The following is a 16,655-nucleotide window of genomic DNA, read 5'->3' on the forward strand; positions in this document are numbered from 1 at the left end:
CACACGGAGCGTGATGCGAGGCTCGCTCGACCCGCGAAATCCCTTGTCGCACCGCGGTACGCAGTACTCCTCCGGGAAACCCTAGCCCTCTCCTGTGGCCAAGGTCTCTGTCATCACGTGCTGCGGGCCACTCTGTTTCTTTGTTGAGTCCCTACGAATGGCCCAATGATTCTTTGCCCGCCGCCGGACCCTTGTCCCCCGGTTTACCGGTTAGTAGCGTTCGCGGTGTCTTCAGAGGGAAGAGGGTGGGCCCGGTGATACGCAGGCCGGTGGCGTGGGTCGTTGCGGTGGTGCTGTTCGTCGAGGCGTTCGGCCTCGCGGCGCTCAACTGGTTCCTGGGGGTCGTCGTCGACCGGCAGGACATGTCCCTGGCCGGGCTGGACCCGCACATGATGTCGGTGTCGTCGAAGATCGGCGGGATCGTCTTCGGTCTCTACTTCGCCCTGTGCGGCCTCGTCGCCCTGCTGGTGGCGCTGCGGGACCGGCCCCCGGCGGGCTTCGGACGCGTGCTGCTGATCAGCGCGGCCGTCGTGCACGGGCTGCTGGGCGCGTTCACCTGGGGCCTCGTCGGCTGGACCGCGTTCCTGTTCATGGTGCTGGTCCTCGCGCTGATCGTGCTGCTGCTGATGACGTACGACCGTCCGGCCGAGCCCGCCGACGCCGCGCCCGAGGGCGCCAGGGGCGGCGACGGGTCCCCGGTCACTTCTCCGCCGGCGCCCACAACTCCGTGATGCCCACGCCCAGTTCGGCCAGGAGCCGGCGCACGAGCGGCAGGCTGATGCCGATCACGTTGCCGTGGTCGCCGTCGATGCCGTCGATGAAAGGGGCCGAGCGGCCGTCTAGGGTGAACGCCCCGGCGACGTAGAGGGGTTCGCCGGAGGCGACGTAGGCGGCGATCTCCTCGTCGGTGGGCTCACCGAAGTGGACGACCGTCGACGCGGTGGCGGAGACGTAGCGGCCGGTGAGCGTGTCGTAGACGCAGTGGCCGGTCTGCAGGGTGCCGGCCCGGCCGCGCATCGACTTCCAGCGGGCGGTCGCCTCCTCGGCGTCCGCGGGCTTGCCGAGGGCCCGGCCGTCCAGGTCGAGCACCGAGTCGCAGCCGATCACGAGCGCGCCCTTGACCTCCGGCCGGGCCGCCACGACGGAGGCCTTCGCCTCGGCCAGCGCGAGCGCCAGCTCGGCGGGGGTGGGAGCGGTGACGGCGTCCTCGTCGACGCCGCTCACGATCACCTCGGGGGTGAGGCCGGCCTGGCGGAGCAGTCCGAGCCGGGCGGGGGACTGGGAGGCGAGGACGAGTCGCCTGCGGCGCTGAGCAGTCATGCGGTCAGGTTAGTCACCCGGGCGGGCCCGGTTCACCTGACGCCGATCACGATCATCACGAGCACCATGGCCAGGGCCAGGAGAACGCTCAGCCGCCGCAGCATGTCCTGCATGTCACGCAGTTCTTCGGGCGGCTCGTTCTCGGGGTCGGACCACAGCATGCCTTCCATGGTCGGACGGAGGGTGGGCCGGCGCCTGAGTACGCGTACTCAACTTGCCGGGCCCACCCCCACGCATCACCCCGGCCAGTAGGTACGGCCCCACGCCGCCGGCCCCGGCTGGGGCAGGCGGTGGGCCGCGATACGGGACGGGTCGGACCAGGAATCGCGGGACGTCGGCGCGCCGGGCGGGGCGGCTGCCGCCGCCGCGGCGCGGGCCCTGACCACCGCCAGGGCGGCGGCCAGCTCCTCCGGGGTCGGGTTGCCCCGTACGACCTTGATCGTCATGTGGGCCTCCTGGGCTCGCTGCGGGCTAGAGGGGGATGTTGCCGTGCTTCTTCGGAGGCAGGGATTCCCGCTTCGTACGCAGTTGACGCAGACCCCGTACGACGTGCCGGCGGGTCTCGGACGGCCGGATCACGGCGTCGACGTAACCGCGCTCGGCCGCGACGTAGGGGTTGAGGAGGGCGTCCTCGTACTCCCGGATCAGCCGCGCCCGGACCGCCTCCAGATCCTCGCCGTTCGCCTCGGCCTCCGCGATGGTGCGGCGGTGCAGGATGTTGACCGCGCCCTGGGCGCCCATGACGGCGATCTGGGCCGTGGGCCAGGCGAGGTTGAGGTCGGCGCCCAGGTGCTTGGAGCCCATGACGTCGTAGGCGCCGCCGAAGGCCTTGCGGGTGATGATCGTGATGAGCGGGACGGTCGCCTCGGCGTAGGCGTAGATCAGCTTGGCGCCGCGGCGGATGATGCCGTCGTGCTCCTGGCCGACGCCGGGCAGGAAGCCGGGGACGTCGACGAACGTGATCACCGGGACGTTGAAGGCGTCGCAGGTGCGCACGAAGCGGGCGGCCTTCTCGCTGGCCTTGATGTCCAGGCACCCGGCGAGCTGCGTCGGCTGGTTGGCGATGATCCCGACCGGATGGCCCTCGACCCGGCCGAAGCCGGTGACGATGTTCGGCGCGTACAGCGGCTGCGTCTCGCAGAACTCGGCGTCGTCCAGGACGTGTTCGATCACCGCGTGCATGTCGTACGGCTGGTTCGCGCTGTCCGGGACGATCACGTCCAGCTCGCGGTCCTCGTCGCTGACCTCGAGGTCGGCCTCCTCCGGGAAGGCCGGCGCCTCGGAGAGGTTGTTGGACGGCAGGTACGACAGCAGCTGCTTGATGTACTCGATGGCGTCCTTCTCGTCGCCCGCCATGTGGTGGGCGACTCCGGAGGTCGCGTTGTGGGTCCGGGCGCCGCCCAGCTCCTCGAAGCCCACGTCCTCGCCGGTGACGGTCTTGATGACGTCGGGGCCGGTGATGAACATGTGCGAGGTCTGGTCGACCATGACCGTGAAGTCGGTGATGGCCGGGGAGTAGACCGCGCCGCCCGCGCACGGCCCGACGACCAGGCTGATCTGCGGGATGACACCGGAGGCGTGGGTGTTGCGGCGGAAGATCTCGCCGTACGCGCCGAGCGACGCGACACCCTCCTGGATGCGGGCGCCACCGGAGTCGTTGATCCCGATGACCGGGCAGCCGGTCTTCAGGGCGAAGTCCATGACCTTGACGATCTTCTGGCCGTAGACCTCGCCGAGGGCCCCGCCGAAGACGGTGAAGTCCTGCGAGAACACGGCGACCGGGCGGCCGTCGACGGTGCCGTACCCGGTGACGACCCCGTCGCCGTACGGGCGGTTCTTGTCGAGGCCGAAGTTGGTGGAGCGGTGCCGGGCGAACTCGTCGAGTTCGACGAAGGAGCCCTCGTCGAGCAGGAGCTCGATCCGCTCACGGGCCGTCAGTTTGCCCTTGGCGTGCTGCTTCTCGACGGCACGAGCGGAGCCGGCGTGGGTCGCTTCCTCGATGCGTCGCTCCAGATCCGCGAGCTTGCCCGCGGTCGTGTGAATGTCGGGCTGCTGCTGCTCTTCCGGCTCGGACATCGGGATGCGGCTCCCTGCCTGCTCAAAAGGGGGGACGGTTACTCATCCGTAGAGTAGTGGGGTGCCTCCACATCGGCAGTGCGGCGTTTGCCACACCTAGGGTGGCTTGCATGACGCCGCGAGATGCATCAGAGCCGAACGGAAGCCGGTGGTCGGACCTGGACCGCCCGCCCCTCAACGTCACCGCCCTGCGCCGGGGTCTGGTACGGCCGGGAGGGCTGTGGTCGGAGGTGGACGTGGTGCAGCGCACCGGCTCCACGAACTCCGACCTGGTGGCCCGGGCGGCGAAGGGCGAGGTGACCGAGGGCGCGGTGCTGGTCGCCGAGGAGCAGACGGCGGGCCGCGGCCGGCTCGACCGCCAGTGGACGGCGCCGCCGCGCTCCGGCCTCTTCTTCTCCGTCCTGCTCACGCCGAGCGAGGTGCCGGTGGCGCGGTGGGGCTGGCTGCCCCTGCTCACGGGGGTCGCGGTGGCGACGGGCCTGTCGCGGGCGGCGGGCGTCGACACGGCCCTGAAGTGGCCGAACGATCTGCTGGTCACGGTCGGGGGAGCGGAACGCAAGGCCGGCGGGATCCTGGCCGAGCGGGCCGGCGACGACGGGGTCGTCATCGGGGTCGGCATCAACGTCTCCCTCAAGGACGACGAGCTGCCCGTGCCGACGGCGGGGTCGCTGGGGCTGGCCGGGGCGGTGAGCACCGACCGGGACCCGCTGCTGCGGGGGGTGCTGCGCTCGCTGGAGGAGTGGTACGGCACGTGGCGCGAGGCCGTGGGTGACCCGGGGCCGAGCGGGTTGCAGGAGGCGTATGCGGCCGGGTGCGCGACGCTCGGGCGGGTGGTGCGGGCGGAGCTGCCGGGAGATCGGGCGGTCGTCGGGGAAGCGGTGGCTGTGGACGGAGACGGGCGGCTGGTACTGGCGACGGAGGAGGGGATGCAGGAGCCGGTCGGGGCCGGGGACATCGTGCACCTGAGGCCGGCGTGATGTGAGGCCGGGGCGTTCCGCAACCCGGTCCTGGGCGCGGGCCAGGTGCTTCCAGCCCGTCCGCCGATTGAGGACGAGGCCGTTCAGGCCGATCGGGGGTCCAGGGGGCGGAGCCCCCTGGGGGCAGCGGCAGAGACGCCGAGTTCCTGTACAACGCCGGGCACCTCACCCTCGGCTCAACCTGACGGAGTGAGCTGGCGCACACCTGCCGTAGAGTTGAGGCCGGTCGATACATGACCGTGACAGATCGGAAGGGCAACACGCGTGACCGTCGACGACTCGGGTTCCGGCGAGGACGCGCACGGCGCCGACTCCGGCGAGGATCCGCTCGCCCTGCGCCTCGAAGGGCTCATTCTGGGCGCCGAGCGCCGCTACACCCCGTTTCAGGCGGCCCGCAGCGCCGGTGTCTCCATGGAACTGGCCTCCCGCTTCTGGCGGGCCATGGGCTTCGCCGACATAGGCCAGGCCAAGGCCCTCACGGAGGCCGACGTCCTCGCGCTGCGGCGCCTCGCCGGTCTCGTCGAGGCGGGGCTGCTGAGCGAGGCGATGGCCGTCCAGGTGGCCCGGTCCACGGGCCAGACCACCGCGCGGCTCGCCGAGTGGCAGATCGACTCCTTCCTGGAGGGGCTGACCGAGCCGCCCGAGCCGGGCATGACCCGCACCGAGGTCACGTACCCGATCGTCGAGCTGCTCCTGCCCGAGCTGGAGGAGTTCCTGGTCTACGTGTGGCGCCGCCAGCTCGCCGCCTCGGCCGGGCGGGTCGTGCAGGCGGCCGACGACGAGGAGATGGTCGACCGGCGCCTCGCCGTCGGCTTCGCCGACCTGGTCGGCTTCACGCGCCTGACCCGCCGCATGGAGGAGGAGGAGCTCGGCGAGCTCGTCGAGGCCTTCGAGACCACGGCCGCCGACCTGGTGGCGGCGAACGGCGGACGGCTGATCAAGACCCTGGGTGACGAGGTGCTCTACGCCGCCGACGACGCGGGCACGGCCGCCGAGATCGCCTTGCGGCTGATCGAGACCATGGCGCACGACGAGACGATGCCGGAGCTGCGCGTCGGCATGGCGTTCGGCACGGTGACCACCCGTATGGGTGATGTGTTCGGTACGACCGTCAACCTGGCCTCCCGGCTCACCTCGATAGCTCCGAAGGACGCCGTCCTCGTCGACACCGCCTTCGCCGAGGAGCTGATCCGTACGCAGGACGCTCCGGCCTCGGAGGCGGAGGCGGCCGAGGAGGCCGCCGCGGCGGAGAAGGAGGGCGAGGAGCCCCCGGTGTACCGCTTCGGGCTGCAGCCGATGTGGCAGCGGCCGGTGCGTGGCCTGGGCGTCGTGGAGCCGTGGCTGCTCACGCGCCGGGAGGGGGCGCCGTAACCGCTCGTCGGTGGTCGGTCGGGCTGTCAGCGACGGCCGACCGGTGAGTCCACGCACAGGCCGATCACCGGCACGCACAGGCCCGTCTCGTGTGGCTTCTTCGGCTCCTCGGGCCGGGGCGCCGGGGCCGGTGTCGTGCGGCTCGGCGGTGCGGGCGGGGCCGGGGCGGGTCGCGGGGCGTCGCCGCTCCCCGAGGCCGTCGGGGCCGGGGCCGGGGCGTTCGGCGTGTCGGGGATGGTCGTGGACGTCGGACCGGCGGCTGTGACGTTCGCCGGGGTTCCGGTGGTGGTGGACGAGGACGGCCGCACGCCCTTGGTGACCGGCGAGGGAGGCAGGGCACCCAGGGCCGTGGGTGACGAGGGGCTCGCGTCGGGGACTGCCGGGAAGGTCGAGGCGGTCTGGGTGGCGGCGTCCGTGGCGGTGGTGACCGGGTCCGGGCGGGGCCCGGCCTCCATGGTGCCGGCGTCGGCGCCCGGGCCGGAGGCCAGACGCAGCAGGCTCAGGGCGCCCGCGGCGAGGGCGAGGCCGCCGGCGGCGAGCAGCACCTTGCGGGGGCGGGGCTTGCGGTGGCGGCCGCGGACGCGGGGAGGGAAGGGAGCGGCCTCGGCGGGGGCCGGCCCGTGGAGCGCGGGCGACTGACGCCGCAGGGGTGCCGTGACGGCCCTGGTGTCCTCTCGCGGCTTCGCCGTCGTGTGCGTCGTCATCACGGTCCCTCCCCGAGACGGTCCCTCCCCGATGCACTCGCGCCCCCTGTGCGCCGTGGGGGACGCACGCTATGCGCTCCCATGGGCGGTTGGGTCGGAGTTGCGGTGATGTCACTCGAACGGGTGGGCGGGGGCGGTGGGGGAACCGGACCCGTCGGCCCTTTCGCGGGTGGGGTGCGGCTGCGATGATCTGAGCGTCGACCTTGTTAACCCGCGTTAACCGGAGGGTGTCATGAGTGAGGAACGGTTCGGGGAGTTCGTGCTGGTGCGGCGGCATGAGCAGGGGCATGTCGCGGAGCTCGTCCTCGACCGGCCCAAGGCCATGAACGCCGTGTCGACGGAGATGGCGCGGTCCATCGCCGGGGCGTGCACGGCGCTGGGGGAGGACCGGGACGTCCGGGCGGTCGTCCTGACCTCGACGCATGAGCGGGCCTTCTGCGTCGGGGCCGATCTGAAGGAGCGGAACTCCTTCAGCGACGCCGATCTGCTGCGGCAGCGGCCGGTGACGCGGGGGGCGTACACCGGGGTGCTGGAGCTGCCGGTGCCGACGGTGGCGGCGGTGCACGGGTTCGCGCTCGGGGGCGGCTTCGAGCTGGCGCTGGCCTGCGACGTGATCGTGGCGGACCGGACGGCGGTCGTGGGTCTGCCGGAGGTGTCGGTCGGGGTGATCCCCGGGGGCGGGGGCACGCAGCTGCTGCCGCGGCGGGTCGGGGCGGCCCGGGCGGCCGAGCTGATCTTCTCCGCGCGACGGGTGGAGGCCGTGGAGGCGGGCGAGTTGGGGCTGGTCGATCAGCTGGTGGACGAGGGTCGGGACCGGGAGGAGGCGCTGGCCCTGGCGGGGCGGATCGCCGGGAACTCCCCGGTGGGGCTGCGGGCGGCGAAGCGGGCGCTGCGGCTCGGGCAGGGGCTGGATCTGCGGGCCGGGCTGGAGGTCGAGGACGCGGCGTGGCGGACCACGGCGTTCTCGGGGGACCGGGCGGAGGGCGTCGCGGCCTTCAACGAGCGGCGCAAGCCGCAGTGGCCGGGGGAATAGGGGGCGGAGCGGACCCCGGTGACGACAGCCGTCCCCGTTCGCGTCGTAAACAGGTCAGTCTGGCTGGAAACTCCCTAGCCTGGAGTGATGGGTGAGGACAGACGGCTGGCGGCCGTCGTCGCGTTGGCTCAGGGGATGGCGGCCGCGCACGGGTCGCGTGAGGCGTGGCGTGCCGCGGCCGCCGGGGCGTGCCGGGCGCTGGGTGGGAGTTTCGCGGCGCTGTCGGTCTGGGAGCGGGAGCTCGGGCGGCTGAGGGTCCTCGTGAACGTCGGCGAGCTGGCCGAGGGTGAGGAGGAGTTTCCCGAGGACGAGGCCTACCCGGTGCACCAGTTCGCGGAGATCACCGAGTTCCTGCACGAGCAGTGGGCCGGAGGCGGGGAGCCCGACGCGTGGGTGGAGACCGCCGAGGGGCCCGCAGCCGGCCGGGAGCCCGGGTACTGCCATCAGCGGGTCGCCGCCCTGCGCCGCCGGGGCCGGGGCTGCTGCGTCGTCGCGCCCATCGTGCTGCACGGGCGGGCCTGGGGCGAGCTGTATGTCGCCCGCCCGGCCGGTGAGGCCGTCTTCGGGCGGGGGGACGCCGACTTCGCCACGGTCCTGGCCTCCGTCGTGGCCGCCGGCATCGCCCAGACCGAGCGGCTGGAGGAGGCCCGGCGGCTCGCCTTCACCGACTCCCTCACCGGGCTGGCCAACCGCCGCGCCGTGGACGTGCGCCTGGAGCGGGCGATCGAGCGGCACCGCCGGGACGGCGCCGTGGTGAGTCTCGTCGTCTGCGATCTGAACGGGCTCAAGCGGGTCAACGACACGCATGGGCACGCCGCCGGAGACCGGCTCCTGGAGCGGTTCGGGTCGGTGCTGTCGCTGTGCGGGGCCATGCTGCCGGGGGCGCTGGCCGCGCGGCTCGGCGGGGACGAGTTCTGTCTGCTCGCGGTCGGGCCCTCCGCCGACCAGGCCGTGAAGGCGGCCGACGAACTGTGCCGCAGGGCGGCCGAGTTGGAGCTCGGGGACGGGGTGGCCTGCGGGGTCGCGTCCACCGAGGACCCGATCGGGCCGGTGCGCTCCGCCCGGCGGCTGTTCCGGCTCGCCGACGCCGCCCAGTACCGGGCCAAGGCCGAGCGGGCGGACAGGCCGGTGGTGGCGGGCCGGGCCGGGCCCGACGATCCCGTCCTGCGGCTCGCGGACGAGCCGTCCCACGAGGAGGGCGGAGAGCGCCGGCGGTTCCGGGGCCGGCACGCGCCCTGACCCCGGGCCTCGCGGTGGGACCGGTGACCGGCGGTGTGTGACGCATTCGGTAAGGGGTGAACGCCGCCCCCAGTGGTGACATCATCGAATTCACTGCGTACGCTCCTGAATATGGATATGCACACTGTGGTGGTGGGGACGTCCGGGGTGACCGCGTCCGACGTGCTCGCCGTGGCGCGCGGCGGCGCCCGCGTCGAGCTCTCCGAGGAGGCCGTGACCGCCCTCGCCGCGGCCCGCGAGATCGTGGACGCGCTGGCGGCCAAGCCGGACCCCGTGTACGGCGTGAGCACCGGGTTCGGCGCCCTGGCGACCCGGCACATCAGCCCGAAGCTGCGCGCGCAGCTCCAGCGCAACATCGTCCGCTCGCACGCCGCCGGGATGGGCCCGGCCGTGGAGCGCGAAGTCGTCCGCGCCCTGATGTTCCTGCGGCTGAAGACCGTCTGCTCCGGACACACCGGCGTCCGGCCCGAGGTCGCCCAGACCATGGCCGACCTCCTCAACGCCCAGATCACCCCGGTCGTGCACGAGTACGGCTCCCTCGGCTGCTCCGGCGACCTCGCGCCGCTGTCCCACTGCGCGCTGGCGCTCATGGGCGAGGGCGACGCCGAGGGCCCCGACGGTGTCGTACGCCCGGCCGCCGAACTCCTCGCCGCGCACGGCATCCAGCCGGTCGAACTGCGCGAGAAGGAGGGCCTCGCCCTCCTCAACGGCACCGACGGCATGCTCGGCATGCTGGTGATGGCCCTGGCCGACCTGGAAAAGCTCTACCGGTCCGCCGACGTCACCGCCGCCCTGTCCCTGGAGGGCCTGCTCGGCACCGACAAGGTCCTCGCCCCCGAACTGCACGCCATCCGGCCCCACCCGGGGCAGGCCGCCAGCGCCGCCAACATGCTGGCCGTGCTGAAGGGGTCGGGTCTGACCGGGCACCACCAGGACGACGCCCCGCGTGTCCAGGACGCCTACTCGGTGCGCTGCGCCCCGCAGGTCGCCGGCGCCGGGCGGGACACCATGACGCACGCCCGGCTGGTGGCCGACCGGGAGCTGGCGGCCGCCGTGGACAACCCCGTCGTGCTGCCCGACGGGCGCGTGGAGTCCAACGGCAACTTCCACGGGGCGCCCGTGGCCTACGTCCTGGACTTCCTCGCCATCGCCGCCGCCGACCTCGGCTCCATCGCCGAACGGCGCACCGACCGGCTGCTCGACAAGAACCGCAGCCACGGCCTGCCGCCGTTCCTCGCCGACGACGCCGGTGTGGACTCGGGCCTGATGATCGCTCAGTACACGCAGGCCGCGCTGGTGAGCGAGCTGAAGCGGCTCGCCGTACCGGCGTCCGCCGACTCGATCCCGTCCTCCGCGATGCAGGAGGACCACGTCTCGATGGGCTGGTCGGCGGCGCGCAAGCTGCGCACGGCCGTCGACAACCTCACCCGGGTGATCGCCATCGAGCTCTACGCCGCCACGCGCGCCGTGGAGTTGCGCGAGGGCCTGACCCCGGCGCCCGCGTCGCGGGCGGTCATCGACGCCGCACGGGAGGCGGGAGTCCAGGGCCCCGGGCCGGACCGGTTCCTCGCGCCCGACCTCGCCGCGGCGGACGCGTTCGTGCGCGACGGGCGGCTGCTGGCCGCGGTCGAGAAGGTCACCGGGCCGCTTCAGTAGGGCCGCAGGGGTCCCGTCGTCCGGCGGGGCCCCGTGCCAACGGCCGTCAGAAACCGAGCCGTTCCCGGCGCACCGAGTACACGACGAACCCGGCGCCGAGCGTGAGACAGAAGGTCCCGCCGATCACGTACGGCGTGCTGTCGAAGCTGCCGGTGTCGGCGAGCCGGGTGCCGGTGACGGAGGTGTCCGCGGTCGTCGCCGCGATCCGGGCCTGCTCCGTGACCTGCGGCGACGGGCTCGTCGAGACCGCTTCTCTCACCGGGGAGGCCGACGTCGCGTTGGCGGACGGGACGAACCACAGGGCGCCCAGCAGGGACGCCGCGGCGGTGGCGGTCAGCAACGGGCGGCGAGCGGATGACACGGAATATCGATCCCCTTGTGACGTCGGCGAATTGGCCGTGTGGGGCGATGTTAGTGAAAGTCGCGGGTCACGGGAAAGTCACGGGAGGGCCTGGACGTACGCTCCCGCCATGAGCACTCCAGAGACATCACGGTTTGTACGGCTTCGGGTGGAACTCGTTCTCGAGGTCGACGACGCGGACGCGGTCACCAAGTCCGCGCTGCGCCGGATCGCCGACGAGGCGGAGCTGCCGGCGGCGGAACGAGCCCACGCCGAGGGCGCTGTGACGGAAGACACCGCGGAGGCCCTCGCCTACCTCGTGGACCCGTTCGACCTGGTCAGCAAGGTGCCGGGGATCGAGCTCCAGCAGGCCTCCTGGAGCAGTGAACGGATTGACTACGACCCCGATTCGCCGGACTGGGACCTCGACGAGGATGATGGCGACGACAGCGACGGCTGAGCTGTCCGGGACGTGTGACCCCGGGCGGCAACCGCCGCCCGGGGTCTTCGCGTCTCAAGCGGCGCACCGACCGCACCCGTAACGACCGGCCACGTCCGTCACGGACGTGGTGCTCCCCACACCTGCGCGACCTGGGGAACCGGACGAACCGGTCGTAGCGTTGAAAGTTCCGGATGAGGACTCAGGAGTCCTGGCGAGGACTCACGGGTCCCGACGGGGGCACTCAGGTTTTTGACGGGGACACTCGGGGTTTTGGGGAAATCGGCAACGATGGAGAAGCGTGTGATGACGGTCAGTAAGCGGCGCAAGGGCCTGACGGTCGCGTCCGCACTGCTCGGCGGAGTGCTGATGCTCTCGGCGTGTTCCGGAGGCGACGACAGCGCCTCCGGGGGCGACGGAGGCGACAGCTCCCAGTCGAAGGTCGACGAGGCGGCGGCGAAGAAGACCTCCGAGGCCCAGATCAAGATCACGCCCGACGACGGCTCGGACAACGCCTCCATCAACAACTCCGCCGCCGTCACCGTGAGCAAGGGCACGCTCACGGACGTGAAGATGACGACGTCGGAGGGCGCGGAGGTCAGCGGCCAGATATCCGCCGACAAGACCAGCTGGAAGCCGACCACCCAGCTGGAGCGGTCCACCACCTACAAGCTGGCGGCCGAGGCGAAGGACTCCGACGGTCGCGTCGCCCACGAGAACGCCTCGTTCACCACGGTCTCCCCGGCCAACAGCTTCATCGGCAACTTCACGCCGGACGACGGCACCACCGTCGGCGTCGGCATGCCGGTCTCGATCAACTTCGACAAGGCGATCACCAACAAGGCCGCGGTCCAGAAGGGCATCAAGGTCAGCACGACCGGCGGCCAGGAAGTCGCCTGTCACTGGTTCAACGCCAACCGCATGGACTGCCGGCCCGAGGACTACTGGAAGGAAGGCTCCACCGTCACGCTGAAGCTCGCGCTCGACGGCGTCGAGGGAGCCAAGGGCGTCTTCGGCGTCCAGCAGAAGACGGTCACCTTCAAGATCGGCCGCAACCAGGTCTCGTACGTCGACGCGAAGACCAAGCAGATGAAGATCACGCAGGACGGCAAGACCGTCCGCACGATCCCGATCTCCGCCGGCTCGCCCGAGAACAAGACCTACGAGGGCATCATGGTGATGTCCGAGAAGTTCAAGGAGACGCGCATGAACGGCGCGACCGTGGGCTTCACGGACGACGACGGCAAGGGCGAGTACGACATCAAGGACGTGCCGCACGCCATCCGCCTCTCCAGCTCGGGCACCTTCATCCACGGCAACTACTGGGGCGCGAAGTCCATCTTCGGCAGCGTGAACACCAGCCACGGCTGCGTCGGCCTGCAGGACGCCAAGGGCGCGAACAACCCGAACACGCCGGGCGCGTGGTTCTACAACAACTCGATGATCGGCGACGTGGTGGTCGTCGAGAACACCGGCGACAAGACGGTCGCGCCGGACAACGGCCTCAACGGCTGGAACATGAGCTGGGCCGACTGGACGGCCGGTTCCGCGGTCTGACGATTCGCCGGCTCTCCTGACGAAAGGCCGCCGCCCACCCCGGACACCCGGGGTGGGCGGCGGCCTTTCGTGGCCCGACCGGCGGTGGGAAGTCCACGCTGCTCCAGATGCTCGGCGGCCTCGACCGGCCCACCTCCGGCGAGATCGTCCTGGACGGCACCGACCTCGCCGCCCTGCCGGAGGCGAGACCGAATGGTCACCCACGACTCGGCGATAGCGAGGAAGGCTCCGCGTGTGGCGACGATCCGCAAGGGCCGGATCTCTGTCAAGGAGAACGCGCGTGCGTAACACCCCGTCCCTGTAACGGAGTTCCGTCGGACGTGTAACAGTCGGCCGACGGAATTCTTACCGTCCTCTCATCTATTGAGCGCCTGATCACCCCTCGGCATACTGCGTATTCCGGGGGGCGTACGGGCATGCGTGCGAGACCACCCCCGGCCGGGTGAACGGGGAATTCACCCGGTTCTTCTGCAAGGGGGAAACTTGCGCAGACAAGTGAAAAGGGCGTACGCGGCCACGGTCGCGACAGCGGCGGCCGTGGCCCTGGCGGCGGGTATGACCAGCCCGGCGTCGGCCAACGGCGAGCAGGCGGCAGCGTCCGCCAAGCCGGCGTCCCTTACCGCCAAGCACCGCATCACACTCATCACCGGCGACCGCGTCGTGCTGGACGCCAAGGGCCGTGTCATCGGCCTGGAACACGCCAAGGGCCGCGAGAAGGTACCCGTCCAGATCCGCAAGGTCGACGGCCACACCCTCGTCATCCCGGCCGACGCGGCCCGCCTGGTCGCCACCGGCAAGCTCGACCAGCGGCTCTTCGACGTCACCGAGCTCAACAAGTCCGCGACCCGCAAGGCCCAGAAGAACGGCCTGAAGGTCATCGTCGGCTACCGGGGCGGCGCCGCCGCCACCAAGGCCGACGTCCGCGAGGCCGGCACCCTGAGCCACGCGCTGAAGTCCGTGAACGCGGACGCCGTGCAGACACCGCAGCAGGACACGCCCGAACTCTGGGACGCGGTCACCAACGGCGAGAAGACCGCCTCCGGCATCGCGCACGTCTGGCTCGACGGCGTCCGCAAGGCCAGCCTCGACAAGTCCGTCCCGCAGATCGGCGCGCCCAAGGCCTGGGCGGCCGGCTACGACGGCAAGGGCACCAAGATCGCCGTCCTGGACACCGGTGTCGACGCCACCCACGACGACCTCAAGGGTCAGGTGGCCGCCGCCAAGAACTTCACCACCTCGCCCGACGCCTCCGACAAGGTCGGCCACGGCACGCACGTCGCGTCCATCGCGGCCGGCACCGGCAAGAAGTCCGGCGGCAAGTACAAGGGCGTCGCGCCCGGCGCGAAGATCCTCAACGGCAAGGTCCTCGACGACGGCGGCTTCGGCAGCGACTCCGAGATCCTCGCCGGCATGGAGTGGGCCGTCGCCGAGGGCGCCGACGTCATCAACATGAGCCTGGGCGGCGGCGACACGCCCGCGATCGACCCGCTGGAAGCGGCGGTGAACAAGCTGTCCGAGGAGAAGGGCGTCCTGTTCGCCATCGCGGCCGGCAACGAGGGCGACTTCGGCGAGCAGACCATCGGCTCCCCGGGCAGCGCCGCAGCGGCCCTGACCGTCGGCGCGGTCGACGACAAGGACCAGCTCGCCGACTTCTCCAGCCGCGGCCCCGGTTTGGACGGCGCCCTCAAGCCCGACGTGACCGCGCCCGGCGTGGACATCACCGCGGCCTCCGCCCCGGGCAACCAGATAGCCCAGGAGGTCGGCGAGAAGCCTGCCGGCTACATGACGATCTCCGGTACGTCGATGGCGACCCCGCACGTCGCGGGCGCGGCGGCGATCCTCAAGCAGCAGCACCCGGATTGGACGGGCGATCGCCTGAAGGGCGTCCTCACCGGCTCCACCAAGGGCGGCAAGTACACCCCGTTCGAGCAGGGTTCGGGCCGGATCCAGGTCGACAAGGCCATCAAGCAGTCCGTGATCGCCGAGCCGGTCTCGATGAGCTTCGGGGTGCAGCAGTGGCCGCACACCGACGACAAGCCGGTCACCAAGGAGCTGACGTACCGCAACCTCGGTACGAAGGACGTCACGCTGAAGCTGACGTCGACGGCCACCAACCCCAAGGGCCAGGCCGTCCCGTCCGGTTTCTTCAAGCTCGGCGCCACCTCGGTGACGGTCCCGGCCGGCGGCAAGGCCTCCGTGCCTTTCACCGTCAACACCAAGCTCGGCGGCACGGTCGACGGCGCCTACTCGGCGTACGTCACGGCGACGGGCGGCGGCCAGACGGTCCGCACGGCGGCAGCGGTGCAGCGCGAGGTCGAGTCGTACGACGTGACGCTGAAGTTCCTCGACCGTGACGGCAAGGCGGCGAAGAACTACAGCGCCGACCTGACCGGCATAGCCGGCCTGGGCGAGGGCAAGGGGGCCATGCCGTACGACGAGGACGGCACCGTCACCACCCGTGTCCCCAAGGGCACCTACGTCCTCAACACGAGCATCTACGTGGGCGACGACCCGGAGAAGTTCGAGGGCGCCGACTGGCTCGCCCAGCCCAAGCTGAACCTCACCAAGAACACGACGGTCACGCTGGACGCCCGCAAGGCCAAGCCGGTGGACATCACCGTCCCGGCCACCGGCGTCACGTCGGAGTTCGCCTCGGCCGACTACACGGTGGAGACCGATGACACCAGCTACGGCTTCGGCTGGTGGCTGGACTCCTACGACAACTTCCGAAGCGCCCACGTCGGTCCGCAGATCACCGACGGTTCGCTGACCCAGCAGTGGGACGGCCACTGGTCCAAGGGCGCCGACGAGGAGTACGACGTCGTCGCCGGCGGCAAGGTCAAGCAGCTCGCCACCGGATTCACCAAGCACTACAAGGCGAGCGACCTCGCCACGGTGAAGTCCGGCCTCGGCGCCGCGGCCAGCGGCAAGAAGGGCGCGCTCAACGCGGTGGGCTGGATGCCCTGGAGCAGCGGCGCCTCCTCGATCGGCATCCCGCAGACCCTGCCCGGCACGCGCACCCTGCACCTGTCCGCGCAGGGCGGCGTGAAGTGGCAGCTGGAGTTCAGCCAGTACGGCGGTGTGGACGCGGACGGCTTCCCGATCGACGAGGCCGCCTACGACATGGGCACGCACGCCTTCGCCGCCGGCAAGAGCTACGCGAAGACCGTCAACACGGCCGTCTTCGGACCGCGCCTGACCGGCGACTTCGGTGTCATCCGTGAAGGCAACCAGATCTACGGTTCCCTGCCGCTGTTCGCCGACGGCAAGGGCAACGTGGGCTACTCGAAGTTCTCCGCGGTCGACACGACCCTGTACCGCAACGGCACCAAGGTCGGCAGCAACGACGACCCGCTGTTCGGCGAGAAGCAGTTCAAGGTCCCGGCCGCCGACGCCGAGTACAAGCTGACGACGTCGGTCAAGCGCAGCGTCAAGGTCGCCGCGGCCTCGACTCGCGTCGACGCCAGCTGGACGTTCCGCTCGAAGAAGACCAACGACATCACCAAGCTGCCCGTCTCCACGGCCCGCTTCGGCGCGACCACGGGTCTGGACAGCAAGGCCCCGGCCGACAAGACCGTCAAGGTCCCGGTCACCGTCGAGGGCGCGGCCAAGGGCGGCAATCTGAAGTCGCTGTCGGTGTACGTGTCGTACGACTACGGCAAGACCTGGAAGAAGCTCACCGTCAAGGACGGCAAGGTGAGCGTCAAGAACCCGGCGAAGGGGAAGGCCATCTCCTTCCACGCCAAGATCGCCGACAAGAAGGGCAACAAGTCGACGATCTCGATCTACAACGCGTACTACGGCAAGTAAGCGGTAGCGCGAGCGCGTTGACGGCCCGTCGGAAGCCTCGGCTTCCGGCGGGCCTGCCGCGTCAGTAGGGTCCAGATGATCGTGCCGGAGCGGATCCTGGAGGCCTCGCGGTCCGTCAACGAGGTCCTCGCGG

15 protein-coding genes and 1 pseudogene are annotated in these 16,655 nt (G+C 71.2%); 10 read left to right on the forward strand and 6 right to left on the reverse strand.

From position 1 onward, the window contains the following. Positions 1–254: 254 nt before the first annotated feature. Positions 255–731: a hypothetical protein gene (locus tag QOL88_RS24845; protein WP_097223169.1), complete on the forward strand. Its 477-nt coding sequence runs from the start codon at positions 255–257 to the stop codon at positions 729–731. Here the strand turns inward: QOL88_RS24845 and QOL88_RS24850 are convergent. From QOL88_RS24850 to QOL88_RS24865, 4 genes are all read right to left on the reverse strand, one after another. Beyond that, entirely contained in the window at positions 700–1,320 is a 621-nt protein-coding gene (locus QOL88_RS24850; protein ID WP_097219670.1) for a Maf family protein, read from the reverse strand. The genes QOL88_RS24845 and QOL88_RS24850 overlap by 32 nt on opposite strands. Before the next feature lie 32 nt (positions 1,321–1,352). Continuing rightward, positions 1,353–1,481, reverse strand: coding sequence for a morphogenic membrane protein MmpB (mmpB, locus tag QOL88_RS24855; protein ID WP_086025112.1), 129 nt, complete (start codon positions 1,479–1,481; stop codon positions 1,353–1,355). A gap of 75 nt (positions 1,482–1,556) precedes the next feature. After that, complete coding sequence (locus tag QOL88_RS24860; protein ID WP_031109407.1) at positions 1,557–1,766, reverse strand: acyl-CoA carboxylase epsilon subunit; 210 nt, start codon at positions 1,764–1,766, stop codon at positions 1,557–1,559. Between the two features lie 25 nt (positions 1,767–1,791). Continuing rightward, a complete protein-coding gene (locus QOL88_RS24865) occupies positions 1,792–3,396 on the reverse strand; it encodes an acyl-CoA carboxylase subunit beta (RefSeq protein ID WP_097219673.1) in 1,605 nt (534 codons plus the stop codon). A 110-nt stretch (positions 3,397–3,506) separates the two neighbouring features. Here QOL88_RS24865 and QOL88_RS24870 point away from each other — a divergent pair, with 110 nt between their 5' ends. Together QOL88_RS24870 and QOL88_RS24875 are read left to right on the forward strand one after the other, a co-directional pair. Then, complete coding sequence (locus QOL88_RS24870; RefSeq protein WP_097219675.1) at positions 3,507–4,373, forward strand: biotin--[acetyl-CoA-carboxylase] ligase; 867 nt, start codon at positions 3,507–3,509, stop codon at positions 4,371–4,373. A gap of 264 nt (positions 4,374–4,637) precedes the next feature. Then, the gene (locus QOL88_RS24875) at positions 4,638–5,744 is read left to right on the forward strand and encodes an adenylate/guanylate cyclase domain-containing protein (protein WP_097219677.1); all 1,107 of its coding nucleotides are present in this window, start codon (positions 4,638–4,640) and stop codon (positions 5,742–5,744) included. 26 nt (positions 5,745–5,770) lie between these two features. Here the strand turns inward: QOL88_RS24875 and QOL88_RS24880 are convergent, their stop codons facing one another. After that, on the reverse strand, positions 5,771–6,448 hold the full coding sequence (locus tag QOL88_RS24880) for a hypothetical protein (protein ID WP_257027888.1): 678 nt from the start codon (positions 6,446–6,448) through the stop codon (positions 5,771–5,773). A gap of 232 nt (positions 6,449–6,680) precedes the next feature. Here QOL88_RS24880 and QOL88_RS24885 point away from each other — a divergent pair, with 232 nt between their 5' ends. The 3 genes from QOL88_RS24885 (at position 6,681) to hutH (ending at position 10,376) form a co-directional block, all read left to right on the forward strand. Beyond that, positions 6,681–7,481, forward strand: a complete 801-nt coding sequence (locus tag QOL88_RS24885; RefSeq protein ID WP_097219679.1) for an enoyl-CoA hydratase/isomerase family protein — start codon at positions 6,681–6,683, stop codon at positions 7,479–7,481. 87 nt (positions 7,482–7,568) lie between these two features. Continuing rightward, positions 7,569–8,720 carry a GGDEF domain-containing protein gene (locus tag QOL88_RS24890; RefSeq protein WP_097219682.1) on the forward strand — a complete coding sequence of 384 codons (1,152 nt, stop codon included), beginning with the start codon at positions 7,569–7,571 and terminating at the stop codon, positions 8,718–8,720. A gap of 117 nt (positions 8,721–8,837) precedes the next feature. Then, positions 8,838–10,376, forward strand: coding sequence for a histidine ammonia-lyase (gene hutH / locus QOL88_RS24895; protein WP_097219685.1), 1,539 nt, complete (start codon positions 8,838–8,840; stop codon positions 10,374–10,376). A 46-nt stretch (positions 10,377–10,422) separates the two neighbouring features. On the opposite strand, the gene QOL88_RS24900 is transcribed toward hutH, so the two are convergent. Then, a complete protein-coding gene (locus QOL88_RS24900) occupies positions 10,423–10,737 on the reverse strand; it encodes a hypothetical protein (RefSeq protein ID WP_179878949.1) in 315 nt (104 codons plus the stop codon). Positions 10,738–10,846: 109 nt separating this feature from the next. On the opposite strand from QOL88_RS24900, the gene QOL88_RS24905 reads away from it, so the two are divergent. The 4 genes and pseudogenes from QOL88_RS24905 to QOL88_RS24920 all read left to right on the forward strand — a co-directional run bounded on the left by QOL88_RS24905 (position 10,847) and on the right by QOL88_RS24920 (position 16,522). Then, positions 10,847–11,176: a hypothetical protein gene (locus tag QOL88_RS24905; RefSeq protein WP_097219689.1), complete on the forward strand. Its 330-nt coding sequence runs from the start codon at positions 10,847–10,849 to the stop codon at positions 11,174–11,176. A 285-nt stretch (positions 11,177–11,461) separates the two neighbouring features. Further along, entirely contained in the window at positions 11,462–12,712 is a 1,251-nt protein-coding gene (locus QOL88_RS24910) for a L,D-transpeptidase (RefSeq protein WP_097223171.1), read from the forward strand. Positions 12,713–12,780: 68 nt separating this feature from the next. Then, positions 12,781–12,900, forward strand: a pseudogene (locus QOL88_RS38925) (ATP-binding cassette domain-containing protein); the annotation flags it as partial. 307 nt (positions 12,901–13,207) lie between these two features. After that, positions 13,208–16,522, forward strand: a complete 3,315-nt coding sequence (locus QOL88_RS24920; protein WP_179879139.1) for a S8 family serine peptidase — start codon at positions 13,208–13,210, stop codon at positions 16,520–16,522. Positions 16,523–16,655: the final 133 nt, after the last annotated feature.

Source organism: Streptomyces sp. Ag82_O1-12 (assembly GCF_900182715.1).
GTDB lineage: Bacteria > Actinomycetota > Actinomycetes > Streptomycetales > Streptomycetaceae > Streptomyces > Streptomyces massasporeus.

Bases quoted from the DNA above. Each gene is read 5' to 3' on its own strand.
- QOL88_RS24850 (WP_097219670.1), bottom strand. From the start codon at position 1,320: ATGACTGCTCAGCGCCGCAGGCGACTCGTCCTCGCCTCCCAGTCCCCC.
- mmpB (WP_086025112.1), bottom strand. From the start codon at position 1,481: ATGCTGTGGTCCGACCCCGAGAACGAGCCGCCCGAAGAACTGCGTGAC.
- QOL88_RS24860 (WP_031109407.1), bottom strand. From the start codon at position 1,766: ATGACGATCAAGGTCGTACGGGGCAACCCGACCCCGGAGGAGCTGGCC.
- QOL88_RS24865 (WP_097219673.1), bottom strand. From the start codon at position 3,396: ATGTCCGAGCCGGAAGAGCAGCAGCAGCCCGACATTCACACGACCGCG.
- QOL88_RS24870 (WP_097219675.1), top strand. From the start codon at position 3,507: ATGACGCCGCGAGATGCATCAGAGCCGAACGGAAGCCGGTGGTCGGAC.
- QOL88_RS24880 (WP_257027888.1), bottom strand. From the start codon at position 6,448: ATGACGACGCACACGACGGCGAAGCCGCGAGAGGACACCAGGGCCGTC.
- QOL88_RS24885 (WP_097219679.1), top strand. From the start codon at position 6,681: ATGAGTGAGGAACGGTTCGGGGAGTTCGTGCTGGTGCGGCGGCATGAG.
- QOL88_RS24890 (WP_097219682.1), top strand. From the start codon at position 7,569: ATGGGTGAGGACAGACGGCTGGCGGCCGTCGTCGCGTTGGCTCAGGGG.
- hutH (WP_097219685.1), top strand. From the start codon at position 8,838: ATGCACACTGTGGTGGTGGGGACGTCCGGGGTGACCGCGTCCGACGTG.
- QOL88_RS24905 (WP_097219689.1), top strand. From the start codon at position 10,847: ATGAGCACTCCAGAGACATCACGGTTTGTACGGCTTCGGGTGGAACTC.
- QOL88_RS24910 (WP_097223171.1), top strand. From the start codon at position 11,462: ATGACGGTCAGTAAGCGGCGCAAGGGCCTGACGGTCGCGTCCGCACTG.